Consider the following 26,616-nt stretch of genomic DNA (forward strand, 5'->3'; position numbering starts at 1 on the left):
GTCGCTCGAACTCCTCCGGTGTCACTCCAATGGCGTCCTCCCCTACCGATTCAGCGGATCGCGTTATCACCCGGCGCATCACCTCGCAGTTCAACGCACGTAATGGCACCCGCGCAGCCTCAATCAAACTGTCCTTTCCCGAACCGGACGGCCCCATCAAATAAATTAGCTTGCCACCCATCCTGAAAACGTCCTCCGGCAGGTGTCTGCCACTAGTAAATCGGCAATTTGCCACTATCCTGTACAGGTAAGGAACCAGGATTTAGAACCCGCATAGGATGCACGTTCTGATGGCTTCGGACATCAATAGATGTGTATCAGGAGGCGGACCAGGTTGCGGACAGAGGCGAAGATTTCAAACCAGTCCGCATTTCTGATAATTGGTGCTGGCATTACGCCTTTACCCAGCTCAATATTTGTCACAGAATTGACGCCAATGATCTGGCAATTTTGAGGCATGATGCGGGCCTCTTAACAATTCAGGTTGAACCATTTGGCGCGGATGCTTGTCCTACCACACATCCTGCGGCCAATCCCGAGAACCGCTCCCCTGAACTAACCGGTTAAATATATGCGCCCATTGAAACAGGCAATTTATTCCAGCCGTACGGCTGACAAGTTCGTCGTACGTCTGCCAGACGGAATGCGGGAACGCATTGCCGAGGTGGCTCGCAATCATCATCGCAGCATGAACTCCGAAATCATTGCGCGCCTTGAGCAGAGTCTTATTCAGGAAGGTGCGCTGGGCGAAGAGCTGAGCATGCGCCTGGATAGCCCGGAGCTGTCGTTGCATGAGCGTGAGCTGTTGCAGCGTTTCCGCCAGCTGTCTCACCGTCAGCAGAATGCCTTGGTGTCCTTGATTGCCCACGACGCAGAAATGGCAGCAGACGCGTCCTGAGCCATACCGAACATCTCAAGCCAGCTTAATTGCTGGCTTTTTTTTGCGCGAAATTTGAGTTTTTGCAGACACAAAAAAGCCCGCCAATTTGGCGGGCTGTTTCGAAGCAGCAATTTAGAGCAGGAAGATTGTCGCCAACCCCAGGAAAATGAAGAAGCCACCGCTGTCGGTCATCGCGGTAATCATCACACTCGCGCCCATCGCCGGGTCGCGCCCCATTTTCGCCAGGGTCATCGGGATCAATACCCCCATCAGGGCGGCCAGCAGCAGGTTGAGCGTCATTGCCGCGGTCATTACCACGCCCAACGACCAACTGCCATAGAGCAGGTAGGCAACCACTCCGATCACACCACCCCAAACCAAACCATTGATCAAGCCTACCGCCAGCTCCTTGCGCATCAGTCGCGAAGTGTTGCCGGTGCTCACCTGGTCCAGCGCCATCGCGCGAACGATCATGGTGATCGTCTGATTGCCGGAGTTACCCCCAATACCCGCCACAATCGGCATCAGCGCCGCGAGCGCTACCAGCTTCTCGATCGAACCTTCGAACAAGCCGATCACACGGGATGCGATGAACGCGGTAATCAGGTTGATCGCCAGCCAGGCCCAACGGTTGCGCAGTGACTTCCAGACGGAAGCAAAAATGTCTTCCTCTTCACGCAGACCGGCCATGTTGAGAACTTCGCTTTCGCTCTCCTCACGAATCAGGTCGACCATTTCGTCAATGGTCAGACGGCCGATCAGCTTGCCGTTCTTGTCGACCACCGGGGCCGAGATCAAGTCATAACGCTCGAACGCCTGCGCAGCGTCGTAAGCGTCTTCGTCCGGGTGAAAACTCACCGGATCGCTGGCCATTACTTCGGCAACCTGCTTGTCCGGGTCATTGACCAGCAGACGCTTGATCGGCAGCACACCCTTGAGCACACCATCGTAATCAACCACAAACAGTTTGTCGGTATGACCAGGAAGCTCTTTGAGACGACGCAAATAGCGCAGAACCACTTCGAGACTGACATCCTCGCGGATAGTCACCATCTCGAAGTCCATCAGCGCACCAACCTGCTCCTCGTCGTATGACAGAGCCGAACGCACACGCTCGCGCTGTTGGTTATCCAGACTCTCCATCAGCTCATGGACGACGTCTCGCGGCAGCTCGGAAGCCAGGTCAGCAAGTTCGTCGGCGTCCATGTCCTTGGCCGCAGCCAGGAGCTCGTGATCGTCCATGTCGGCGATCAGCGTTTCACGAACGGAGTCGGATACTTCGAGAAGAATGTCGCCGTCGCGATCGGCCTTCACCAATTGCCAGAGCGTCAGACGATCGTCCAGCGGCAAGGCTTCAAGGATGTAGGCGACGTCGGCAGAGTGCAGATCATCGAGCTTGCGTTGCAGTTCGACGAGATTTTGTCGATGAACCAGGTTTTCGACGCGATCGTGATGCGCGCCTTCCTGGCGATGAGTCAGGTCTTCGATGACGCGCTGACGCTGCAGCAACTCGACAACCTGAGCCAAGCGATCCTGCAGGCTTTCTTGTGTTTTCTTTACTTCGATTTCAGACATAGGCGAACTCCACTCCCAGCAGCGGGGCACGCCGGAAGGATCAATCAGTCAATTCATGATTGGTAAAGCGGTTTACTGAGTAACTACTGGGTAAGTCCATGGAGGTTTTCCATAAGCCCCGGCGGGGCTGACGGGCGCAATGATACACCGCCTGACGGTTTTAAACGTTAAAAAATCACGGTCGAAACAAGCGCTTGCGAAACAAACCTGAGCACTGTCCTGATCCCTGCACATGCGACGACTTATCCTGAAAAGAAAACACACCAGCGCTGAAAAATGTAGCGACTACCCTTTAGCGTAGATCGTCATGGAGGACGTCGAATGCCACTGAAAACATCTCACCTTGTACTTGCCAGCCTACTCTGCCTGCCACCCAACGGGGCTGCCCTCACCCTCCATCGCTGCGAAGCCGCTGACGGCAGCATCACGTTCACCTCGATGAGCTGTGCGCAAGGTGAACGGCGCTTCGCACAGGAAGTCCACCCCTACTCGCCCGGATCTGTTGTGGCCGTAATGCCAGAGCACAAACATGAAGAAACATCTGGCATGACAACGCGAAATAGAGAACCAGGCATTGTTGGCCACATTGAAGACCGATGCGGAAACCTGATCGACGCGAGACAACGTCGCGCAGCGATCATCAATCGACGCGTGATTGCGGGCATGAGCCAGCAAGACGTCGAAAGCGCACTAGGCAAACCGGACAAGGTGAATATTCGAACATCGACGACGAGCTATCGATACGACCTCAAGCGAGGCCGTAGTGCTCACATAGATTTTGACGAGAGGGGATGCGTGAAGGCAAAAGCCAAATCCCGGACAGCAAAAAGCCCGCGATAAACGCGGGCTTTTCGGTATATGGTGCACTCGACAGGATTCGAACCTGTGACCGCTCGGTTCGTAGCCGAGTACTCTATCCAGCTGAGCTACGAGTGCAATTTGTGTTTTTAGTCCAGACCACAACTGGATGAAGCCAAGTTATCTGCATTGCTGCAACTAACTCTTAAATGGTGCACTCGACAGGATTCGAACCTGTGACCGCTCGGTTCGTAGCCGAGTACTCTATCCAGCTGAGCTACGAGTGCATTTGTGTTTTTAGACCAGATCACATCTGGTTGAAGCCGAGCTATTTACATTGCTGTAACTAACTCTTAAATGGTGCACTCGACAGGATTCGAACCTGTGACCGCTCGGTTCGTAGCCGAGTACTCTATCCAGCTGAGCTACGAGTGCATTTGTTGCGCCGCATTATAGCCCGTCTAATCTCTATTCCAACCACTTTTTCTATTAATTTCAACAACTTACAGAAAAAGCCAGATTACGACGTACTAAGCAAATAATGGCGGAGAACGGGGGATTCGAACCCCCGACACCCTTTTGAGGTGTACTCCCTTAGCAGGGGAGCGCCTTCGGCCACTCGGCCAGCTCTCCGCAACACGGGGCGTATCTTAACCAACCTTTTCCCCGTTTGCAAACATAAAAATCGATAAAAATTAATGGCTTGGTTCTTCGTCCTTCTCTTTCTTTATACGCAGGTAAATTTCCTCACGGTGCACAGCAACCTCTTTCGGGGCGTTGACGCCGATACGCACTTGATTTCCTTTAACGCCGAGCACGGTCACGGTGATTTCGCCATCACCGATAATCAGGCTTTCTGCGCACCGACGAGTCAGAATCAGCATACCTTTCTCCTTACGCAATTCAGTTCAGGGACAACAGTCTGCAAAAAAAAGGCACCCGACCTACAACCGGAGCGATCGTAGCCCTACATGCCTGAGTATTGACCAGCGCGGGCAAAAGAACAGTTCAGGGCCCGCGCCATTCAAAAAATAAAGGGCGCGGTCAGACCGCGCCCTTCAAGAAACGGAATTACTCGCCTTGACGGGCCGGCGCATCCAGTTCGAAAGCCGTGTGCAGGGCGCGCACGGCGAGTTCCAGGTACTTCTCTTCAATCACTACGGAAACCTTGATTTCCGAAGTAGAGATCATCTGGATGTTGATGCTTTCTTTTGCCAGCGATTCGAACATGCGGCTGGCCACACCGGCGTGGGAACGCATGCCGACGCCAACGATCGAGACCTTGGCAATCTTGGTATCGCCAACCACTTCACGGGCACCGATCTCACGAGCGGTGTTTTCCAGCACGGTCTGTGCGGCCTGGTAGTCGTTGCGGTGAACGGTGAAGGTGAAGTCGGTGGTGTTATCGTGCGCAACGTTCTGCACGATCATGTCGACTTCGATGTTCGCGGCACTGATCGGGCCGAGAATCTTGAACGCCACGCCCGGGGTGTCTGGCACGCCACGGATGGTCAGCTTGGCTTCATCGCGGTTGAAAGCGATGCCGGAAATGATCGGCTGTTCCATGGTTTCCTCTTCATCAATAGTAATGAGGGTGCCCGGACCCTCCTTGAAGCTGTGCAGTACGCGCAGCGGAACGTTGTACTTGCCGGCGAATTCCACCGCACGGATCTGCAACACCTTGGAACCGAGGCTGGCCATTTCCAGCATCTCTTCAAAGGTAATCTTGTCCAGGCGCTGAGCGACCGGCACCACACGCGGATCGGTGGTGTAGACACCATCGACGTCGGTGTAGATCTGGCACTCGTCAGCCTTCAACGCAGCAGCCAGTGCCACACCGGTAGTGTCGGAACCGCCACGACCGAGGGTGGTGATATTGCCGTGCTCGTCGACGCCCTGGAAACCGGCGACAACCACCACGCGCCCCGCTTTCAGATCACCACGAATCTTCTGGTCATCAATCTGCAAGATACGCGCTTTATTGTGCGCACTGTCGGTCAGGATCCGCACCTGATTACCGGTGTACGACACCGCCGGCACACCGCGCTTGATCAGCGCCATGGCCAACAGGGCGATCGTCACCTGCTCACCGGTGGAAACGATCACGTCCAGTTCACGCGGAACCGGTTGAGTGTCGCCACTGATTTGCTTGGCCAGATCGATCAGACGGTTGGTTTCGCCGCTCATTGCAGACAGCACAACCACCAGGTCATCGCCGGCATCGCGGAATTTCTTAACCTTGTCGGCGACCTGCTCGATTCTCTCGACAGTACCGACCGAGGTGCCTCCAAATTTCTGTACGATCAAAGCCATTTCAAAGCCGCCTCTGCCCATGAAGGGCGCCCAATAATTACTCGAACAGCCGCGCGGCCCGCCACTAGACTGCGGGCCGCACGGACTGTCTTATAAACCCTGCTCGACGAATGGAACGGTCAGCGCCAATGCGCCATCCAGTGCGCCGGCGTCAATACCGCCGCCCTGCGCCATGTCCGGACGACCACCGCCCTTCCCGCCCACTGCCGCAGCAGCCTGCTTCATCAAATCACCGGCTTTGAGTTGGCCAGTCAGGTCCTTGGTTACGCCTGCAACCAGTACGACCTTTTCCTCATGGACACTGCCGAGCAGGATCACTGCGCGGCCGAGTTTGTTTTTCAGTTGATCAACCAGCGCCAGCAGCGCCTTGGCGTCCTGACCATCCAGACGTGCGGCCAAGACCTTCACGCCTTTGACGTCCAGCGCAGAGGACGACAGATCGTCACCCGCAGCACTGGCAGCCTTGGCTTGCAACTGCTCGAGTTGCTTCTCCAGTTGGCGGTTGCGCTCCAGCACAGCCGACAGCTTGTCGATCAGGTTGTCGCGGCTGCCCTTGACCAGGCTGGCCGCTTCCTTGAGTTGTTCTTCTGCCGCGTTCAAGTAGGCCAGTGCCGCAGCACCAGTGACTGCCTCGATACGACGCACGCCCGAAGCCACACCGCCTTCACTGATGATTTTCAGCAGGCCGATGTCGCCGGTACGGTTGGCGTGGATACCGCCGCACAGCTCGACGGAGAAATCACCACCCATGCTCAGCACGCGCACATTGTCGCCGTACTTCTCGCCGAACAGCGCCATCGCGCCTTTGTTCTTCGCGGTTTCGATGTCGGTTTCTTCGGTTTCAACCGCGGAGTTCTTGCGAATCTCAGCGTTGACGATGTCTTCCAGCGCCTTGATCTGCTCAGGCTTGATCGCTTCAAAGTGGCTGAAGTCGAAGCGCAGACGCTGGCTATCCACCAACGAACCTTTCTGCTGAACGTGCTCACCCAGTACCTGGCGCAGTGCCGCGTGCAGCAAGTGCGTGGCCGAGTGGTTCAGCGAAGTCGCGTGACGCACCTCGGCATCGACGTGGGTTTCCACTGGCGCGCCGATGGTCAGGCTGCCCGAATCCAGCACACCGTGATGCAGGAAGGCGCCGCCGGTTTTGGTGGTATCGCGCACGTCGAAACGGCTGCTGCCGGCCTGCAGATAACCGCAGTCGCCGATCTGGCCGCCGGATTCAGCGTAGAACGGCGTCTGGTTCAGAACGATCACCGCCTCTTCGCCTTCATTCAAGACGTCGACCGACTGGCCATCTTTATAGATAGCGACGATTTTTGCCGAACCGCTGGTGTCTTTGTAGCCGGTGAATTCGGTGGCCACATCAACCTTGACCAAGGTGTTGTAGTCCAGACCGAAGGAGCTGGCCGAACGTGCACGAACACGTTGGGCTTCCATCTCACGCTCGAAACCGGCTTCGTCGACCGTCAGGCTGCGCTCGCGGGCGATATCGGCGGTCAGGTCCATCGGGAAACCGTAGGTGTCGTAGAGTTTGAACACCACGTCGCCCGGCACCACGGTGCCTTTGAGTTCCAGCAGGTCCTGCTCGAGGATTTTCAGGCCGTGCTCCAGAGTCTTGGAGAATTGCTCTTCTTCAGCCTTGAGCACGCGTTCGATGTTGCTCTGCTGCTTCTTCAGTTCCGGGAAGGCTTCGCCCATCTCGGCAACCAGTGCAGCAACGATCTTGTAGAAGAAGCTGCCGGTAGCGCCCAGCTTGTTACCGTGACGGCAGGCGCGACGGATGATCCGGCGCAGCACATAGCCGCGACCTTCGTTGGACGGCAGCACGCCGTCGGCGATCAGGAAACCGCACGAACGGATGTGGTCAGACACGACTTTCAGCGAAGACTGGTCGCCGTTTTCGCAACCGATGGCTTCAGCCGAGGCTTTCAGCAGGTTCTTGAACAGGTCGATGTCGTAGTTGGAATTGACGTGCTGCATCACCGCGCTGATCCGCTCCAGGCCCATGCCGGTGTCGACCGACGGCGCTGGCAACGGATGCAACACGCCATCGGCGGTGCGGTTGAACTGCATGAAGACGTTGTTCCATATCTCGATGTAACGGTCGCCATCTTCTTCCGGCGAGCCCGGTGGGCCGCCCCAGATGTGGTCGCCGTGATCGTAGAAAATCTCGGTGCAAGGACCGCACGGGCCGGTATCGCCCATGGTCCAGAAGTTGTCGGAGGCGTATGGCGCACCTTTGTTGTCGCCGATGCGGATCATGCGCTCGACCGGTACACCGATTTCTTTGGTCCAGATGTCATACGCTTCGTCATCCGAGGCGTAGACGGTGACCCAGAGTTTTTCCTTCGGCAGTTGCAGAACGCCGGTCAGGAAGGTCCACGCGTAAGTAATCGCGTCCTTCTTGAAATAGTCACCGAAGCTGAAGTTACCGAGCATTTCGAAGAACGTGTGGTGACGAGCGGTATAACCGACGTTTTCCAGGTCGCTGTTCTTGCCACCGGCACGCACGCATTTCTGGCTGCTGGTTGCACGGGTGTACGCACGTTTTTCCTGGCCCAGGAAGCAGTCCTTGAACTGGTTCATCCCCGCGTTAGTGAACAGCAGGGTTGGGTCGTTGCCCGGAATCAAAGAGCTGGAGGCTACACGGGTGTGGCCTTGCTCTTCGAAGAAGCGAAGGAAGGCTTCACGGATTTCTGCGCTTTTCATTAGGTTCTTCCACGGAGGCTGCGGCCAAAGGCCTGTTCGAAACGTCAACAGACGAAGCGACGGCAAAGGGCCGCATTATATCGGCCCTGCGCGCGGGGTACAGCGTGTTTATACGATAGAAACGGTCAATTGGACGGCTAACGCTGTCACTTGCGCGAAAACTCGACGAATGTCGCGATCACTTGCTCGATTTGCGAGCGATTGACGTTCATGTGCGTGACCATGCGCAGACGCGCGGCGGCGCTCAATTTGATCCCGCGTTCGGCGGCAAACGCCTTGATCGCTTCGGCTTTGTCGCCCATTTGCACATAAACCATGTTGGTTTGCACGGGTTCGACGATGAAACCTGCTTCACGCAGACCTTCGGCGAGCAATAGCGCATTGGCGTGATCGTCTGCCAGACGCTCAACGTTGTGATCCAGCGCATAAAGCCCCGCCGCCGCCAACAGCCCGGCCTGACGCATGCCACCACCGACCATTTTGCGCAGACGGCGAGCCTTGCCGATCAGTTGCTCAGAACCACACAACACCGAGCCAACCGGCGCGCCAAGACCTTTGGACAGGCACACCGATACCGAATCAAAGTACTGAGTGATTTCCCGCGCATCGACACCCAACTTGACCGCCGCGTTGTACAGGCGCGCGCCGTCGAGGTGCAGTTGCAAGCCATTGTCTTGAGTGAAGCGGCGCGCCCGGGCCAGATATTCCAGCGGCAGGACTTTGCCCTGCATGGTGTTTTCCAGCGCCAGCAGACGGGTTCGGGCGAAGTGAAAGTCATCAGGCTTGATCGCTGCGGCGACCTGATCCAGATCCAGCGAGCCGTCAGCCTGAACTTCCAGCGGCTGCGGCTGGATCGAACCGAGCACTGCCGCGCCACCGCCCTCGTACTTGTAGGTATGCGCCTGCTGACCCACGACGTATTCGTCGCCGCGCTCGCAGTGCGCCATCAACCCCAGCAGGTTGCTCATGGTGCCGGTCGGCACGAACAGCGCGGTGGCAAAGCCCAGACGTTTGGCCAGTTCGGCTTCCAGACGATTGACCGTCGGATCTTCGCCGTACACATCGTCACCGGTGTCCGCAGCGGTCATCGCGTCGAGCATGGCGGGAGTCGGTTGGGTGACGGTGTCGCTGCGAAGATCGATAACGCTCATGAACCTGGCCTCTAATCAGCAGGGGAAATCCCTTTACGAAGTGGAATTACTGCGGGCATCGCGTGGATTAATCAACCCTTGAGCGCGAAAAGGTCAGGTTACTTCTTGAGAACACACCATCCATATGGGAGCGAGCCTGCTCGCGAAAGCAGTCTGTCAGTGACACATCTGCTGACTGACACACTGCTTTCGCGAGCAGGCTCGCTCCCACAGGTTCTGTGCAGGGCCGGAAAATATGTGTTAAAAACGCTGCGCCGCCCGAGAAAGGGCGGCAAAAACGTTCTCAGGGCGGGGTGCAATTCCCCACCGGCGGTAATTGCGTGCAACGCGCATAGCCCGCGAGCGCTTGGCGACGAACCCGACTTCGGTTGAGATCGGCGGCAAGGTCAGCAGACCCGGTGTGATTCCGGGGCCGACGGTCATAGTCCGGATGAAGAGAGAACGGGATTAACGCCAAAGGGCCGTCCGCGCGATGTTGTGCGTGTGCGCACCCTTGAATCCCTTTCGATTCATAACGCCCTGTTTTTCACACAAACAGGAGTCAGAACATGCAACCCACCGCTATCGACAGCAAAAGCAAACACCCTCATGGCGAGCGCGTCGCGTTCATCCAGGCCTGCTGGCACAAGGAAATCGTCGACCAGAGCCGTAAAGGCTTCGTCGCCGAAATGATCGCACTGGGTTATCAGGAATCGGACATCGATATCTTCGAAGTCGGCGGCGCCTTTGAAATGCCCCTGCACGCCAAGTTGCTGGCCAAGACCGGTCGTTACGCCGGCATCGTCGCCGCAGCCCTGGTCGTGGACGGCGGCATCTACCGTCACGAGTTCGTCGCTCAGTCGGTGGTCAGCGGCCTGATGCAGGTCCAACTGGAAACCGAAGTGCCGGTGTTCTCGGTATCCCTGACGCCGCATCACTTCCATGCTGGCGACGAGCATCAGAAGTTCTTCTTTGAGCACTTTGTGCACAAGGGTCAGGAAGCGGCGCGGACTTGCGCGGATACGCTGCAAAAAGTTCGGGCGTTGCGTCGTACAGAGCCGCGTGCTGTAGCGGTCTGATAGCCCATGGGTGAGGCCTTGGGCCTCACTCTTTCCACTGTGGGAGCGAGCTTGCTCGCGAAAGCGGACTGACAGCCAACTCAAATGTTGAATGTCAGATTGCATTCGCGAGCAAGCTCGCTCCCGCAGGGTTATATGTCGAAACCGAAACTGGGGTCAGGCGAGATTTTCGTCGGTGGTCGGGACGATCAGGATGCCCGCGCGCAGGCCGTTCTTGACCTTCGGATTGGGGAAAATGATCCTCGCGCCCTCTTCCTCGATGATCCACCGGGTATTGGCCAGATCCTCGGCCAGCACGTAACCCACCTCCAACTCTGAAAAGTTTTCGATGTCCTGCGGCAGGTTCAGGCGGAACGCATCACTGTGCTTGATGATTTCCCGGGCGACGCTGAACAGTTGCAAACCATCCAGCTGCGCTTCAGCCATCTCTGGCTCAGTACCTTCGATGATCTGCTTCAGACGGGTTTCCAGCAGCGAAACGTTAACCCCGTCGTTCTGCCCGAATGGCCGCGCCTTGCCCAGTTCCAGCGTGAAAGCCTCGGCACCGAGCTTGTCGTAGGTGTACGAGCTGAACACGATCGACGGTTTGTTCTGCAACAGCACCGCTTCCATCCCGGCAGCGCGCAGACGTGCCAGTTCAAGACGCGAATGCTGGCGACCCTCCCTCCACGGATACAGCGCGAACTGCTCGATCTTCGAGCCGCGAATCGCCGTGTGCAGGTCGTAGTGCAGACGCTGGCGATCCGGCAGGCTGAAGAAGCTCGCCGCCAAACGTTCCAGCTCACAGGCACGCAGCGCTTCTGAGCCACTGCTTTGTTCATGACGGCCGTTGAACAGCCGATTGACGTCCTGCTCGACGAAACGCTCGCCTTTGCGAATCGCTTCCGGGTTGCCGAACAAGAACAGAATACGTGCGCGCGGTTTCAAATCGCCGCGAGCGATGTCGTGGAGCAACCGATCGAGCAACTCGATTGGCGCTGTTTCGTTGCCGTGGATGCCTGCCGACAGCAGCAGGTCCAGGCCATTGTCGCGCGCTTCCGGTGGCCGGACTTCCAGCGCACCTTCGCTCAACCAGCGCATGCGCACGCCTTCGACAGTCAGTTGAGTCTTCTCCGCCGGTTCGCGGCCGGCGAGGGTCAGTTCAAGCAGTTTGCCGAGGGCGAGCATAGAGCGGTTTCCTTAGTGATCGTGATTGCAATCCGGGCCGTGCACGTGGTCTTCGTCGTCGCCGATGTCAGCCGGTTCCATTTCCAGTTGCAGACTTACCAGATTAGTCGCCAATGGGCGCAGCAGCAGGTTGGCGTACTCGGCATCACCTTCTTCAACGTCCACGCCGATCAGCAGTTGGCCGCGGCCGTCCTGCTGGATCCACAGCTCTTTGCCTTGCCACATGACCGCGACGCGGGTGCAGGAAGTCTCCAGTTGCGTGCCGTCGGTGTCTTCAAGGATCAGCTGCAGGGAATCGCTCATGTTTTTACTCTCTTGGGGAGACAAGCCGCGCGCCGCGTTCAAGCAACACGCCGGCCATCAATTGATCTGGAATGGATAAACCGCGCCCAGTTTAAGGATTTGCGTCAGTTCATCCAGTGCCGTCCGGCATTCAAGCAGCAATTGCGGATCCGCCAGATCGGTTTCGCTCAAGCGGTCGCGGTAGTGCTTTTCAACCCATGCGGTCAACGAACCGTACAACGGTGGCGTCATGATAACCCCTGGGTTGACGGCTGCCAGTTCAGTTTCGTTAAGCGCGACGCGCAGTCGCAGGCACGCCGGGCCGCCGCCGTTCTGCATGCTTTGCTTGAGATCGAAAACTTTCACTTCGCGGATCAGGCCGCCCGAGCTGGTCAGGCTTTGCAGGTAAGCCCAAACGCGTTCGTTGGCCTGACACTCTTGCGGCACGATCAGCAACATCGAGCCATCAGGACGCGACAGCAACTGGCTGTTGAACAGGTAGGAACGTACCGCGTCATCCACGGTGACTGCCGAACGCGGCACACACACGGACTGGAAGTTGCCGCCGACTTTGGCCAGCTTGCTTTGCAACTCGGCCAGCATCTGATCGGTCTCGAGGAAGGCGTCCTCGTGATAGAACAAGACCTCGCCATTGCCCACGGCGATTACGTCGTTGTGGAACACGCCCTGATCGATCACGTTCGGGTTTTGCTGGGCGTAAACCACGCCCTCCTCACGCAAACCGTGCAGACGCACTACCGCTTGCGACGCTTCGAGGGTCTGGCGCGCCGGGTACTTTTGCGGCGCAGGGAAACGGTTGTCGAAGGCACTGCGACCGAACACGAAGAACTCGACGCCCGCCTCGCCATATTCACGGCAGAAACGTGTGTGGTTGGCCGCGCCTTCGTCACCGAATTGCGCTACCGCTGGCAATGCCGCGTGATGGGCGAAGTGCTGCTGATTGGCGAACATCGCGCCGAGCACACGGCTGGTGGTCGGGTGCTCGATGCTGCGGTGGTATTTGCAGTTGAGGTTGGCGGCGGTGAAATGCACGCGGCCATCAGCGGTATCGGCACTCGGGCTGACCGTGGCGGCGTTGGCCACCCACATGCTCGATGCCGAGCAACTGGCGACCAGCAGCGGCATGGCTTCTTTGGCGGCGCGCTCGATCACTTGCGCATCGGTACCGCTGAAACCCAGACGGCGCAGAGCGGCCACGTCCGGACGTTCCTGCGGTGCCAGCACACCTTGCTGAAAGCCCATTTCCATCAGCGCTTTCATTTTCGCCAGGCCTTGCAGCGCCGCTTCCTTCGGATTCGAAGACTGCTGGCTGTTGCTCTGGGAGGCAACGTTGCCGTAGGACAGACCACCGTAGTTATGGGTCGGCCCCACTAGACCGTCAAAATTGACTTCATAGGATTTCATCAGCGAGGCTCCACGAGAATCTGTTGTTATAGGCTTCAGTAACTATTCTTTTAGACCGAGGCGCGGCCTTCGCGAGCAAGCTCGCTCCCACAGGGAAATGCAGTCCAATGTGGGAGCGAGCCTGCTCGCGAATGGCCGTTACGCCATTTTCACGCCAGGCGTAAGGGCTGCAGGCAAAGTCAGGCTCGGTGTTTCCAGCGACGCCACCGGATACGCGCAGTAATCCGCTGCGTAATAGGCGCTGGCGCGATGGTTGCCCGATGCACCGACACCACCGAATGGCGCGCTGCTCGCAGCACCGGTCAGTTGCTTGTTCCAGTTGACGATGCCGGCACGGCTTTGCAGCCAGAACTGCTGATAACGCGCTTCGGAATCCGACAACAAACCAGCGGCCAAGCCATAAGCCGTGTTGTTCGCCTCAGTGATCGCCGCTTCAAAATCAACATAGCGGATCACCTGCAGCAACGGGCCGAACAGCTCTTCGTCCGGACGCTCGGCAACCGCCGTCACATCAACGATGCCCGGCGTCAGCAACGCGGCTTGTGCTTGCGGCTGAGTCATTTCCAGCAGCGAAACCGCGCCGTTGGCCAGCAGATGTTCTTGAGCGTCCATCAGCGCTTTCGCTGCGCCAAGGGAAATCACCGAGCCCATGAACGGCGCCGGTTGCTGATCGAATGCGCCGACCTCAATAGTCGCGCTGACTTCCACCAGACGCTTGAGCAGGCTGTCGCCCCACGCGCCTTGCGGCACCAGCAGACGCCGAGCACAGGTGCAACGCTGACCGGCAGAGATGAAGGCTGACTGAATGATCGTGTAAACCGCCGCATCCAGATCCGCGACCTGATCAACCACCAGCGGGTTGTTGCCGCCCATTTCCAGCGCCAGAATCTTGTCCGGACGACCGGCAAATTGCTGATGAAGGTGATTGCCGGTGCGGCTCGAACCGGTGAAGAACAGACCGTCGATGCCCGGGTTCGCCGCCAGCGCGATGCCGGTTTCGCGAGCACCTTGCAGCAGGTTCAAAACGCCTGCCGGCAGACCCGCATCGATCCAGCACTTGACCGTCAGCTCGGCGACTTTCGGGGTCAGTTCACTTGGCTTGAACAGCACGCTGTTACCCGCCAGCAGCGCCGGCACGATGTGACCGTTCGGCAAGTGGCCGGGGAAGTTGTAAGGGCCGAACACCGCAACCACACCGTGTGGCTTGTGGCGCAGCACGGCGGTGGCGTCGCCCAACGGGCCGCTCTTCTCGCCGGTACGCTCGCGATAGCTCTGCACCGAGATCGCGATCTTGTTGACCATGCTGGTGACTTCAGTCGCGGATTCCCACAGCGGCTTGCCGGTCTCTTCACCAATGGTGCGGGCCAGTTCGTCAGCGTGGTTTTTCAGCGCGGCGGCGAACGCTTCCAGAACCGTGATGCGCTCATCCAGCGAGCGACGAGCCCACTCCGGGAATGCCTGACGCGCAGCCTGCACAGCCGACTCAACCTGAGCCGCCGTGGCGCCCTCCCCCGACCACAGCACTTGCTGGGTCACCGGGTTCAGCGATTGAAAAGCTTCGCCCTGACCGGCCAGCCACTCACCTGCGATGTATAGCGAATTCATTATTTCGACTCCCGTGCAGCGGACAACGCCACAGCGCGCACTTGATCGCCAGCGTTGAGTTGAAGACGTTTGGCGGTCTGCGGATCGACCACCAGCGTGCCGGCAGCCAGACGCGCCGGCGCAGCGGTGATGCGGCAGTCTTCGCGCTTGCGGTTATGGATGATGAACGGCGTCGCGTCGTCGCCCGGTGTGCCAACGGCCAGCACCAGCGCTTCACTGTCACGCACGGCGCGGATCTTGCCGGTTTCGCATTCGATGGCCGGACCTGCGTCGAAGATGTCGACGTAACCCTGATAGCTGAACCCTTCGCCCTTGAGCATCGCCAGGGCTGGCTCGGTGTCCGGGTGAACCTGACCGATGACACTGCGCGCGCCTTCGGAGAGGAAGCAGGTGTACAGCGGGAATTTCGGCATCAGCTCAGCGATGAACGCCTTGTTGCCGACACCGGTGAGGTAATCGGCCTGGCTGAATTCCATTTTGAAGAAGTGCCGACCGAGGCTTTCCCAGAACGGCGAACGACCGGCGTCATCCGACACACCGCGCATTTCGGCAATGATCTTGTTGCCGAACAGTTCAGGGAATTCGGCGATGAACAGCATCCGCGCCTTCGACAGCATGCGACCGTTCAGACCGCTGCGGTAATCGGCGTGCAGGAACAGCGAGCACAGCTCGGAATTACCGGTCAGGTCGTTGGCCAGGAACAGCGTCGGAATCTCGCGATAGATGTTCAGCTCTTGCGAAGCGCTGACGGTCAGGCCGACACGGAAGTTGTACCAGGGCTCACGCATACCGACCGCGCCAGCAATGGCGGAAATCCCCACCACGCGGCCGTCGTCGTCTTCGAGCACGAACAGGTAGTCCGCATCACCACGGCCAGCTTCACCGCGAAAAGTCTTCTCGGCCCAGCCGACCCGATGGGCCAGACGTTCTTCGTTAGCCGGCAATGTGGTCAGGCCGGTGCCAGTGCTGCGGGCCAGGTCGATCAGCGCGGCTAAATCGCTGCTGCGTACGGGACGAACAATCATGCTATCTCCTCAAACGGGCCGCTTTCGCCACCCGTGAAACTCGCTAAGGCGTTAAACCGCCACCAGGCGCACGCTGGCACCTTCACCGACGCCCAAGGCTTCGGCCGCTTCCAGATCCAGAGTCACCGGTTTACCCGGCGCGTAATCCAGTTCCAGCAGCACCGCGCGGTAATCCTGCAACTGCGCGTTGGCCACCAGATACTGACGCCCGGCACCTTTGACCGGCTCGCCGATCTTCACTGGCACCACGCGGCTCTGGGCGATCGAACGGATCCCCGAAACGCGCGCATGCAGGGTCGGGCCACCGTCGAAAATGTCGATGTAGTGATCGGTCTCGAAGCCTTCGCGCATCAGGATGTCGAAGGTAATCTGCGCACGCGGGTGCACCTGGCCCATCGCCTCTTGGGCGGAATCCGGCAGCAGCGGTACGTAGATCGGGTAATGCGGCATCAGCTCGGCGAGGAACGTACGGCTTTTCAGCCCGCACAGACGTTCGGCTTCGGCGTAGTTGAGGTCGAAGAAGTTGCGACCGATCGCATCCCAGAATGGCGAGTCGCCGTTCTCGTCGCTGTAACCGACGATCTCGGTGACCACCGAATCGGCGAAACGCTCCGGGTGGCTGGCAACGAACAGCAAACGGCCACGGGAGTTGAGTTCCGACCACGGCGAACCGACCAGCTCGCGCTGCACGTAGAAACTGGTCAGCAAGCTATTGCCGGTCAGGTCGTGGCACTGCGAAAGCACGTGGATCTTGTTGTGAATCTTCAGCTCGCGCGAAGCGTGGACGAAGGTCTCGTTGCGGAAGCTGTAGAACGGCTCCGAGTAACCGGCCGAAGCGACGATGGCCGAGCAGCCGACCAGTTTTCCGGTGGTGGAATCTTCGAGGACGAAGAAGTAGCTCTCTTCACCGTTGAAACTCACTTCGGCAGCGAACGAGGCTTCGCTCGCGGCAATCTTGTCGCTCAGACGTTCCACGTCATCCGGCAAGGAAGTGACACCAATCGGGCTGTCCGCAGCCAGACGCTGTACCTCGCCCAGATCAGCCATTTGCGCGGGGCGCATCACCAGCATGGTGTCACTCCTTTTCTCTTATCAATTCACAGAAAAATAGCCGGGCCTACATGGAGATCAATGTAGGAGTGAGCCTGCTCGCGATTGCGGTCTGTCAGAAACCAATGAGTCGACTGACACACCGCAATCGCGAGCAGGCTCACTCCTACAGTTGATCTGGTCCGGCATAAAATTTTGATCGACGCCTGAAAAACTCCAGGCGTCGAAGGGTCTATCAGACTTGCGTCAATGCTGCAGCCGCGCGCTCGAAACGATCCAGACCGGCATCAATATCGGCGTCTTCCACCACCAGGCTCGGGGCGAAACGGATCACGTCCGGGCCCGCCTGCAGAATCATCAGGCCTTCTTTTTCAGCAGCGTTGAAGATGTCTTTGGCTTTGCCTTTCCAGGCATCGTTCAGTACGCAACCGATCAGCAGACCGAGGCCACGCACCTGAGTGAACAAGCCGTATTTCTCGCCGATCTGCTCAAGGCGCGCCTTGAACTTGTCGTGCTTGGCATTCACGCCGCTCAGCACTTCAGGGGTGTTGATTACGTCGATCACCGCTTCAGCGACCGCGCACGCCAGCGGGTTGCCGCCGTACGTGGTGCCGTGAGTGCCGACGACCAAGTGTTTGGCCAGTGCTTCGGTGGTCAGCATCGCCGCGATCGGGAAACCACCGCCCAGGCTCTTGGCGCTGGTGAGGATGTCCGGGGTCACGCCGTAATGCTGATAGGCGAACAGCTTGCCGCTGCGGCCCATGCCCGTCTGCACTTCGTCGAACACCAGCAGAGCGTTGTTCGCGTCGCACAGTTCGCGGGCACCTTGCAGGTAAGCCAGCTCGGCTGGCAGTACGCCGCCCTCGCCCTGGATCGGTTCCAGCACGACCGCACAGGTCTTGTCGGAAACGGCGGCTTTCAGCGCTGCCAGATCGTTATAAGGCACGTGGGTGATGCCGGTGATTTTCGGGCCGAAACCGTCGGAGTACTTCGATTGGCCACCAACGTTGACGGTGAACAGGGTACGGCCGTGGAAGCTGTTCAGCGCGGCAATGATTTCGTATTTCTCAGTGCCGAAACGGTCGAACGCAACACGACGGGCCAGCTTGAACGCGGCCTCGTTGGCTTCAGCGCCGGAGTTGCAGAAGAACACGCGCTCGGCGAACGTGGCGTCGATCAGCTTGTGCGCCAGGCGCAGGGCCGGCTCGTTGGTGAACACGTTGGACACGTGCCACAGCTTGTTCGCCTGCTCGGTCAGTGCACCGACCAGCGCCGGGTGCGCATGGCCCAATACGTTAACGGCAATCCCGCCGGCGAAGTCGATCAGCTCGCGGCCGGCCTGATCCCAGACACGGGAACCGGCGCCACGCACCGGAATGAAAGCGGCAGGCGCGTAGTTGGGAACCATTACCTGGTCGAAATCAGCGCGTTGTACCGCAGCGTGCTCAACGGACATCGGAGTCTCCTGATGAGGGCCACCCGCCTGAAACTGGCGAGCGATGGGGGGATTGTAAGGACAGTTTTCTGCCCGGCCTTGTCGCCAAGCGACAACTTCTTATAGCGCAAACCCCGGATTTTCCCGGGTTTACGGCAATGCGACATATAGCGTCGCAAAGGCGCAGTTTACCGGGCGCCGCCGATTTGCGGCAGGTTGCTGAGAATACCAATTCAACCCCGCGACAAAGATATAAATATGTACCGCACAAGGGGGGCCATTTCCTGATTTGCTGCGCGTTCTTCTCAACGCCAAGGAATGGCCCATGCATCCGTCTCAACGACACCCACCGGCAGCCTCGACCGCCACGAGTGACGCGCAGCATCACGATGATCATTATCTGCCGCTGAAAAAAGCCCTGCCCGACTGGCTCGGTAACATTTCCACAGGCCGGCGCGAGGCACTCGGAAACACCCGGCCGCAGGCGTCCGCCGCGATTCAGGCTGCTCCGACCGAAAGCCATCAACAGATGAAGACCCTCAACGCCGCGCACTGGGTCGCGCAAAGCAAAGTCGACCAGAGCCTGGAACACCTGCAGGACGCCAGCGCCTTTGCCGAACCGTTGCTCAAACAACAACTGAAAGACTGTTTCGGCCTGGACCTGGATGTGCGCAACACCTTTGTGCGCCTCTACATTCCCGCGACCACACCGTGGTTCCCGATCACCACGGGCGCCCGCGTCTGGACGGTGTCACTGCTGGATGCCGCGCTGCATAACTTCGAAGAAAAGGAAACCTCCGAAAACGCCTTCGAAGCCGAATCGACCTATACGAACCGTCCCTCGGCAACCGGTCAGTTCGAGACCTTGCCGGCGCTCAAATCCACACTGAGCATTCCAGCCTTCACCCGGTTGTGTCGCAGTCTGGATCTCGGCGCCCGCTATAAAACCCATCTGGAAGACAACCTTGGTTATTCCGATCCGATGGTGGCCTCCGTACTGCGCGGAAAAATAGACGACAGTCAGAAAGCCGCGATGAAAGCCGCACTGCAATGGGCGCGGATGAATCACGATGTCTCGGAAAGTTATTTTCGCTTGATCGACGCCGTGATCGACGGCATGACCGGGCTATATATCAGCGGCGCGCAGGTAAAGAGCCATGACATGGGAATGCTGTGCGCGCCGCTCACCGGTATCGTCGTCTTTGCCCCCGACCTGTATGTGTCGCGAGACCCGGCACGGGTGGTGGCCTATGTCCCGGACGACCCCGAACACCCCTTCAAGGAATACGCCTCGACCTACGAACTGTTTGTCGAACTGACGCGCCAGTTGCGCTCGAAAGACTATCAACAGTTTTTCAGCCGCTTTGTGAACCACGAACATCGCGGGTTTTTCTTCAGCACCCTCAACAGCCGCTTGACGCAGATGACGTGGCATCCGCCGGAGCCCGGCAGTTCGCTGCCCGCGTGGCGCGAAACCCCGGTCGAGCGGCCGGACCTGCAAACCACCCTGACGCCGTTCCCTGACAATCTCTGGCAACACCTTTATCAAGCGAAACTGAACAAGATCTTCAATGACGCCCGGGTGATCGCCGTGCCCACCTCCGTAGTGGACCAAAAGGCGCGCTGGGCGTTCTGGGATTCAGTAAGCAACATCCTCTCGAGCATTGTTCAGACCGCCGCGCTGATCGTCGCGCCGTTTGTGCCGGTACTCGGTGAAGCGATGATGGCGTACATGGCCTATCAAATGCTCGACGAAGCCTTCGAGGGCATCATCGAGTGGGGCCAGGGCCGCACGACAGAAGCCTTCGAGCACTTGATGGACACCGTCGAATCGCTGATCCAACTCGGCATCTTCGGCGTGGGCGGTGCGATTGGTGCCGGCGAATTTCGCAAGGTCCTGCCCAAGGAGGTGGTCGCATTCATCGATCGTTTCAAGCCTGTGCAATTGAGCAACGGCGCAACCCGCTACTGGGATCCCGATCTGACCCGCTACCAACACACAGCGGTGCCCGATGCCGGCTCAATGCCCAACGAACTGGGTTTGCACACGCATCAAGGCAAACAACTGCTGCCACTGGAAGACGCCCATTTTGCCGTGAGCGAAAGTGCGATTCCCGGCCAATACATCATCGAACACCCGACTCGACCCGACGCCTACCAACCGACGGTGCGGCACAACGGCGCCGGTGCCTGGCACACCGAAATGGAACAACCACTGGCGTGGGACACCGACACGGCGCTGCGACGAGTCTCCCCTGCCATCGATACGTTCTCGCCGACCGAGCGCGAGACCATTCTTCGTGTCAGTGGCGTCAATGACGATGCCGTGCGCAAGATGCATGTCGATCAACAAACACCGCCGCCGCTGCTGGCCGACAGCATCCAGCGCTTCAAGATCGATCAACAGCTGCAACGCTTCATCGATCAGCTCGACAGCAACGTGGCCGAACAATACCGGCGCGCCGATCCGGTGACGCAGCTGCAACTGCTGACGGAACACGGTCGCTGGCCGAGCAGCCAGCGCCTGCGTCTGGCTAATCAACAGGGCGAACTGCTCTGGCAATCTTCGGCGGACGAATCCTTGCCACTGATCGAGCTTCGCCAGGACAGCCTGATCGATGGCGACCTGCTCAAAACCCTGCTTGCGTCCCTCGACGAGCAACAAACCAAAGCCCTGCTCGCAGAATCCTTCGGCGGGCCAATGCCTTCACTCGATGTCCGTAGTCAGACCTTGCGCCAACAACTGGCCCATCTCGCCCGCCGCCATCGCAGCTCGATGTTCGAATCGCGCTATCAGGCCCTGCAGCACATTGACGACCCGTTGGCCCAAGCGCTTGTCAGCCACGATCCATCACTGCCGGCGAGCATCACTCGCGAACTGCTCGACACTGCCACTGGCAGCGAGCTGATGCAGATCAACGAAGGTGAACTGCCACCGCGCCAGCAGGCACTCCTGCAACGGGCGCAACAGGAGGTGCGCGTTACCCGCGCTTACGAGGGGCTGGCGCTGAAGTCCGTGAGCAATGCCGATTCCGACTCTCTGGCGCTGCACAGCCTCAAGTTACTGCCGGGCTGGAGCGGCGATGTGCGCATCGAAATCCGCGACGGTCGCTATGGAGGCCGCGTACTCGACAGCATCGGACGCGAAGATGCACCCGCACAGAAAGTGCTGGTGCGCCAATCGGACGGTCGCTATCAGCCCTTTGACGACCGCGACCAGGAACTGCACTCGGCCACGGATTTTTACTCCAGCGTTTTGTACGCGCTACCCGATGGCGAGCGCCGAAGTCTGAATATGCAGATCGGTCAGAGCGACCTGCTGCAGTCGGCGATCCGCGAGCGAACACTGGCACGCAATGAACTGCGCACCGTAATGTTCGAGACGCCAATCCTTCAGCCTGCGGTGGACACGCTACGCCTTGAGGGCTTCGGCGATCAGCGACTGAGTACCCCCAGGCGCCTTGAAGATGCCGACTTTTTTGAAGCGGGCGAACTCGGTGCGGTCGGCATCGAACATCAGGACAACCTGATGACCACCGGCCAGCGCATCGTCAGCCCCGAGGAGCGTGTGCAGGAAGTTTTTCGAGGCTTCTCCGCTGAGGAAGCACGAAATTACGTGGCTGCTTTTCAGAATGATCCGGCCGCACTCAACGTTGAACTGGCCAGGCGTCGCAATGAACACATGAAGCTCAGCGATGATCTGCGTCGCTGGGAAATTGATGTCCCGGCCAACGATCCGGTCAGTGGCCTGCCGTTGACCTACATCGAGCGCCGGGCAGCCCTGCAGAATCGCGCCCGACTCAGGGACGCACTGTTGCGTTGCTGGCGCAGACAGACCCGTGGCCCCGCCGGCTACATGTTGCAGATCGCCGAACCGATCCTCGGTGACTTGCCCGTACTGGAGGCGGATTTTGGTCACGTCTCGATGCTCTCCATAAACGGCAGCGCCAGCACCAGGGCTGTGGATGCGTTTTTGCAACGCTTCCCGAGCATGCTGTATCTGGATGCGCAAAATCTCAACCTGCCGAATCTGCCCCAATCCGTGAGTGCCATGCCCAATCTGCGTCAGTTGATCCTGCGCAACTGTGGCATCCGCCATTCGGCGGCCAACCAGACGTTGCTGGCGGCATTGCCCCATCTCTCGCTGCTGGATCTGCGCGGTAATGCCTTGGGTACGCCCCCGGACATCAGCGCACTGCCATCGCTGCGTCACCTCAATCTGTCGAGAACGGGCATTTCCACAGTGCCTGCCAACATGCTCGATCATCCGCGCCTGATCACCGCGAGTTTCGAGGGCAACAACATCACGGAAATACCGCCGCCCTTTTTCAATCTGGCCAGCTCTCTCAGTGACGGTTTCGGGTTTGCCGACAACCCGCTGACGACAGCCACTCGGGAGAAGGTCAAAGCGTTCTATAACCACACCGGAAAACACTTCGGGGTACGACCGGAGTCTGCAGACATCGAGCGCGCCGTGGCATTGTTTCCGGCACTCAACGCTGATCAGGCCAGTGATCTGCTGTATCGGTTGCCCGGCACCCTGTTCGAAGGCCGATTTCAACTCGCCCGCTGGGAGGTCGAACTCAGCCATCTGAGAACCGAACTGGGTACCTGGGCCGAGCGGATTCCGGCGCTCGAACCCATTTTCAGGCGGCCGTTGACCGTCGATGAACAAGCCTCCGAGCGCAATGCCAGGAACGCATTCCGGGAAACACTGGAACAGTTCTGGCGCAGCAGGTCGGCCTCTGTCCGGCAAAGCGAGCTGGTAGCGAATCTGGACTTTATGGGCGACATGCCCATCCTCAGCGCCAACTTCGACCATGTCTCCCGCTTGCGGCTCACCGGTAACAAAAATATTTCGGCCTTGCTCCCGTTCATGCAGCGCTTCAAGCACCTGAACACATTGGAGTTGCATGCCTTCGACCTCGAACCGATTGCGCTGTCATCGATCAAAATGCCGCGGCTCAATGTGCTGGAGCTCAACGATTGCGGTGTGGTGCTGACCCCGGAAAATCAGGCGACACTGGTCTCGCTCAACAACCTGCATACGCTGGACTTGAGCAACAACCCGCTGGGGACTTTCCCCGACCTTAATCAGTTGCCTGAACTCACCTACCTCGACCTGTCCAATACCGGCATCAACGTAGTACCCGAAGGGCTGACCAGCCACCCGAATTTGCGTACCGCCATCCTCAGCGGCAACCGTATCAGCGAAATACCCGATGCCGTGTTTGATATGCCGGCCAATCAGAGCGATGGCCTGGACTTCTCCGACAACCCGCTGACCCGTGAAACGCACAACAAGATAAAGACCTATTACCGACGCACCGGACTCGACTTCGACGTGCGCGCTGATGAGAGCGATATCGCCCTTATGCGTCAGCTGTTTCCGTCGCTGGACGAGCAGGAGGCCAGCGATGTGTTCTATGACTTGCCGGGCACCTTGGCGGATGGCCGGACTCAGCTCATGCAATGGCGTGCCGAACTTAACCAGATGACCACCGACCTGACCTTGTGGGCGCCCCAAGTGCCGAGCACCCACCCTGTCACCGGCGAAATCCTCACAGCCATCGAGTTGTTCGATCAGTACGCTGCCCGGTCCGAGTTCGGCCAACAACTGGAACGGTTCTGGCGTCACCGCTATGGTGAGTCGGGTATGCGCGCCGACTTCTTCGAGGCTGACCTGCGGTTCTTTGGTGAATTCCCCCGACTGACAGCAGATTTCAGCCATGTGTCGGGCGTAAAGCTCAAAGGCAACAACGCCATCGGTGCACCCGAGGCATTCATCGATTTGTTCGTCAACACACGGGAACTGGAACTGCAGCAATTCCCGCTGAATGAAATCCCCCAGGCAGTGGCCCGACTGTCAACGCTCAAGGAACTCTCCCTGCCCCGCTGCGGCATTACCTTCAACGCAGTCGACCAAAGCACCCTCTCGACGCTGCGCAGTCTTGAACTGCTGGACCTGAGCCACAACCCACTGACAATGGCACCCGACCTCCGGCTCTTCCCCGCCATGCGTGACATTCTGCTGACCAATACCGGCATTCCCGCCCTGCCCGATGGCATCGCCGATCACCCGAACCTGAAAAACGCGCTGCTGAACGGCAACCGCATCACCGACCTCCCCGAGCAGTTTTTCAGCCTCGACCTGGACCTCGCCGATGGACTCAATCTGGGTAACAACCCGCTGTCCCTCGCCGCTCGCGAACGCATCAAAACCTATTACCTCGAGCAAGGACGTCACTTTGACGTGATGCCGGACGTCAGCGACCTGGCCAGCGCACAGCGCCTGTATCCGTGGATGGATGTCGACGATGCCAGTCACTTGATCTATCACCTGCCCGGCACATTGCAGGCCGGTACGGCGCAACTGATGCGCTGGGAGGCGGAAATCAGCCAGATGATCAGCGACCTGAGTGCCTGGTCCGACCGCGTGCCGGTACGCAACCCCGCCACAGGCGAGCACTGGGGAGCTATTCATCGAGCGATTGAACAGAGCCACCGCAAACAGTTCAGTCAGAAACTGGAAGAATTCTGGCGCGGCAGAAACCCGGACAAACCCGAACTAAGGCTAAACTCGCTGGAATTCGATGCGTCCTTCGCCGGGGAGTTGCCGCCACTGACGGCCGACTTCAGTCACGTCATCCGCTTATCCATACAGGGCAACGAAGCCCTGAATGCACCCACAGGTTTTCTGTCGTGTTTCAGCGGACTGCAAGTCCTGGAACTGCGCAGTTTCGCCCTGGGTCGGGTGCCGCGAGCGCTGTCGCTGATGCCGGCCATGGAAACACTGACAATGAGCAGCTGCGGTATTGTCCTCGACACAATGGGGCAGACCACACTGTCCAGAATGAACCGCCTGAAGGCGCTGGACCTGTACAACAACCCACTGGGCACTGCACCGGATATCAGCTCATTGCGGGCACTGAAGACACTTGACCTGACCCGTACCGGTATCAGCCAGATACCCGCCGGCTTGGGGCAGTTGACGAAACTGCGCTACGCGTTGCTGAGTGAAAACGCCATTGTCGACTTGCCGCAGGACATGACCGGATTTGCCTCAAACGGCGTTGATCTGCGTGCCAACCCGCTGTCCGTTGCCGCCAGAGACCGGATCAAAGCCGAATACCGGATCACTCGCAAGCACTTGGGCGTTACGGCCGACGAAGCGGACATCGCCCTGACGCAAGCTCTGTACCCAGGCATCAACGAAGCCGATGCAAACCACCTGATCTACAGTCTGCCGGGCACTATGGCCGAAGGGCGGCTCGAATTATTGCGCCGACAGCGGGATCTGACGACATTGCTTGGCGAGCTCGGGACATGGGCGAAGGAAGCTGCGCGCGATCCGTTCACGGGGGCCACGCTGGAAGGCGAAGCGCTGCAACAGGAAAACGCCAGAAGAACCTGGTTCAAGGATGGCCTGGAGCGACGTTTGCGCGAGGCTCCGGTAGGCTTTGCACCGACTGGGCTGGCCTGTGACCTGTCGTTCATCGGTGAGTTACCGACACTGAGCGGGCGTTTCGAGCAGGTCACCGAACTGACACTGACCAGCACCGCCCGCGTACACCCCCGGGTTGACCGCCTGCTCGAACTGTTTCCGAATCTTGAGAACCTGGATATCCGGGCCTATCAGCTCAACGAGATTCCGCCAGCGGTGTTCCGCATGAGCAAGCTGACCGACCTGGAACTGCCCTACTGCCGGATCGTCCTGAACGCGCAAACCGCGAGCGCACTGGCGCGTATGGAGAACCTGCAAAAACTGGACTTGAGCCACAATCCGTTAGGGCTGACGCCGGACCTGAGAAACCTGCACATGTGCTACTCGTTGCATCTGGAAAATACCGGGCTGAGCGAACTGCCACCCGGGCTTTTCGAACTGCCCCGTTTGAATTATGCGGACCTGTCCGGCAACGCCATTACCGAACTCCCCGACCCGCTGCCCTCGCCGACCTCCGGCGCAAAAACCACCTACGAGTTCACGGGCAATCCCTTGAACGCACAGAGCCAGCAACGACTGACGACGTATAGCGAGGCGGTAAAAGCCCACTTGCTCGAGGAGTACGAAAGGCGCAGGAACCAGGCCGATCCGCTGGACAATTTCAGGGCTATCTCGTTTTCCGATTGACCCCGGCGCTCG

The 26,616-nt window shown here is 58.8% G+C and carries 17 protein-coding genes, 4 tRNA genes and 1 riboswitch (1 of these 22 only partly in view); of the genes, 4 read left to right on the top strand and 17 right to left on the bottom strand.

What is annotated here, in order from left to right; genetic code table 11:
• Positions 1-181, bottom strand: the beginning of a protein-coding gene (phnN, locus tag PspR84_RS21715; RefSeq protein ID WP_160059086.1) for a phosphonate metabolism protein/1,5-bisphosphokinase (PRPP-forming) PhnN. The gene continues 389 nt to the left of window position 1, outside the view; only the first 181 of its 570 coding nucleotides appear in the window; the start codon lies at positions 179-181; its stop codon lies off the left edge, out of view.
• A gap of 390 nt (positions 182-571) precedes the next feature.
• On the opposite strand from phnN, the gene PspR84_RS21720 reads away from it, so the two are divergent.
• The gene (locus PspR84_RS21720) at positions 572-898 is read left to right on the top strand and encodes an Arc family DNA-binding protein (protein WP_003178899.1); all 327 of its coding nucleotides are present in this window, start codon (positions 572-574) and stop codon (positions 896-898) included.
• Between the two features lie 114 nt (positions 899-1,012).
• On the opposite strand, the gene mgtE is transcribed toward PspR84_RS21720, so the two are convergent.
• The gene (mgtE, locus tag PspR84_RS21725) at positions 1,013-2,455 is read right to left on the bottom strand and encodes a magnesium transporter (RefSeq protein WP_160059087.1); all 1,443 of its coding nucleotides are present in this window, start codon (positions 2,453-2,455) and stop codon (positions 1,013-1,015) included.
• Between the two features lie 321 nt (positions 2,456-2,776).
• Between mgtE and PspR84_RS21730 the strand changes: the two genes are divergently transcribed.
• A complete protein-coding gene (locus PspR84_RS21730; protein WP_160059088.1) occupies positions 2,777-3,295 on the top strand; it encodes a cell envelope protein SmpA in 519 nt (172 codons plus the stop codon).
• A 19-nt stretch (positions 3,296-3,314) separates the two neighbouring features.
• Here PspR84_RS21730 and PspR84_RS21735 read toward each other — a convergent pair.
• From PspR84_RS21735 to ltaE, 8 genes are all read right to left on the bottom strand, one after another.
• A tRNA-Arg gene (locus PspR84_RS21735) sits at positions 3,315-3,391 on the bottom strand.
• Positions 3,392-3,463: 72 nt separating this feature from the next.
• Positions 3,464-3,540 (bottom strand) — tRNA-Arg (locus tag PspR84_RS21740).
• A gap of 71 nt (positions 3,541-3,611) precedes the next feature.
• Positions 3,612-3,688, bottom strand: a tRNA-Arg gene (locus PspR84_RS21745).
• A gap of 107 nt (positions 3,689-3,795) precedes the next feature.
• Positions 3,796-3,886 (bottom strand) — tRNA-Ser (locus PspR84_RS21750).
• 62 nt (positions 3,887-3,948) lie between these two features.
• On the bottom strand, positions 3,949-4,137 hold the full coding sequence (csrA, locus tag PspR84_RS21755) for a carbon storage regulator CsrA (protein ID WP_002554426.1): 189 nt from the start codon (positions 4,135-4,137) through the stop codon (positions 3,949-3,951).
• 187 nt (positions 4,138-4,324) lie between these two features.
• A complete protein-coding gene (locus tag PspR84_RS21760) occupies positions 4,325-5,566 on the bottom strand; it encodes an aspartate kinase (protein WP_007919332.1) in 1,242 nt (413 codons plus the stop codon).
• Positions 5,567-5,656: 90 nt separating this feature from the next.
• The gene (alaS, locus tag PspR84_RS21765) at positions 5,657-8,275 is read right to left on the bottom strand and encodes an alanine--tRNA ligase (protein ID WP_160059089.1); all 2,619 of its coding nucleotides are present in this window, start codon (positions 8,273-8,275) and stop codon (positions 5,657-5,659) included.
• A gap of 146 nt (positions 8,276-8,421) precedes the next feature.
• Positions 8,422-9,426: a low-specificity L-threonine aldolase gene (gene ltaE / locus PspR84_RS21770; protein WP_160059090.1), complete on the bottom strand. Its 1,005-nt coding sequence runs from the start codon at positions 9,424-9,426 to the stop codon at positions 8,422-8,424.
• A gap of 275 nt (positions 9,427-9,701) precedes the next feature.
• Positions 9,702-9,873: riboswitch (FMN riboswitch) on the top strand.
• A gap of 101 nt (positions 9,874-9,974) precedes the next feature.
• Between ltaE and PspR84_RS21775 the strand changes: the two genes are divergently transcribed.
• Positions 9,975-10,484, top strand: coding sequence for a 6,7-dimethyl-8-ribityllumazine synthase (locus tag PspR84_RS21775; RefSeq protein WP_016983960.1), 510 nt, complete (start codon positions 9,975-9,977; stop codon positions 10,482-10,484).
• A 156-nt stretch (positions 10,485-10,640) separates the two neighbouring features.
• Here PspR84_RS21775 and astE read toward each other — a convergent pair whose 3' ends face one another.
• The 7 genes from astE to PspR84_RS21810 form a co-directional block, all read right to left on the bottom strand.
• Positions 10,641-11,651 carry a succinylglutamate desuccinylase gene (astE, locus tag PspR84_RS21780; protein ID WP_160059091.1) on the bottom strand — a complete coding sequence of 337 codons (1,011 nt, stop codon included), beginning with the start codon at positions 11,649-11,651 and terminating at the stop codon, positions 10,641-10,643.
• A gap of 12 nt (positions 11,652-11,663) precedes the next feature.
• Entirely contained in the window at positions 11,664-11,954 is a 291-nt protein-coding gene (locus PspR84_RS21785; protein ID WP_160059092.1) for a topoisomerase II, read from the bottom strand.
• A gap of 57 nt (positions 11,955-12,011) precedes the next feature.
• Positions 12,012-13,358 carry an N-succinylarginine dihydrolase gene (astB, locus tag PspR84_RS21790; RefSeq protein ID WP_160059093.1) on the bottom strand — a complete coding sequence of 449 codons (1,347 nt, stop codon included), beginning with the start codon at positions 13,356-13,358 and terminating at the stop codon, positions 12,012-12,014.
• Between the two features lie 138 nt (positions 13,359-13,496).
• Positions 13,497-14,966 (bottom strand): succinylglutamate-semialdehyde dehydrogenase, encoded by a 1,470-nt coding sequence (gene astD, locus PspR84_RS21795; RefSeq protein WP_174244522.1) that lies wholly within the window; start codon positions 14,964-14,966, stop codon positions 13,497-13,499.
• Positions 14,963-15,988: an arginine N-succinyltransferase gene (astA, locus tag PspR84_RS21800; RefSeq protein WP_008077921.1), complete on the bottom strand. Its 1,026-nt coding sequence runs from the start codon at positions 15,986-15,988 to the stop codon at positions 14,963-14,965. Before astA ends, astD begins: the two co-directional genes overlap by 4 nt.
• A 51-nt stretch (positions 15,989-16,039) precedes the next feature.
• Positions 16,040-17,059: an arginine/ornithine succinyltransferase subunit alpha gene (aruF, locus tag PspR84_RS21805; RefSeq protein WP_007919353.1), complete on the bottom strand. Its 1,020-nt coding sequence runs from the start codon at positions 17,057-17,059 to the stop codon at positions 16,040-16,042.
• 214 nt (positions 17,060-17,273) lie between these two features.
• On the bottom strand, positions 17,274-18,494 hold the full coding sequence (locus PspR84_RS21810) for an aspartate aminotransferase family protein (RefSeq protein ID WP_160059095.1): 1,221 nt from the start codon (positions 18,492-18,494) through the stop codon (positions 17,274-17,276).
• A 304-nt stretch (positions 18,495-18,798) separates the two neighbouring features.
• On the opposite strand from PspR84_RS21810, the gene PspR84_RS21815 reads away from it, so the two are divergent.
• Entirely contained in the window at positions 18,799-26,604 is a 7,806-nt protein-coding gene (locus PspR84_RS21815; protein ID WP_160059096.1) for a DUF6543 domain-containing protein, read from the top strand.
• Positions 26,605-26,616 lie beyond the last annotated feature (12 nt).

Origin of the sequence: Pseudomonas sp. R84 (genome assembly GCF_009834515.1) — a bacterium.
Lineage (GTDB): Bacteria > Pseudomonadota > Gammaproteobacteria > Pseudomonadales > Pseudomonadaceae > Aquipseudomonas.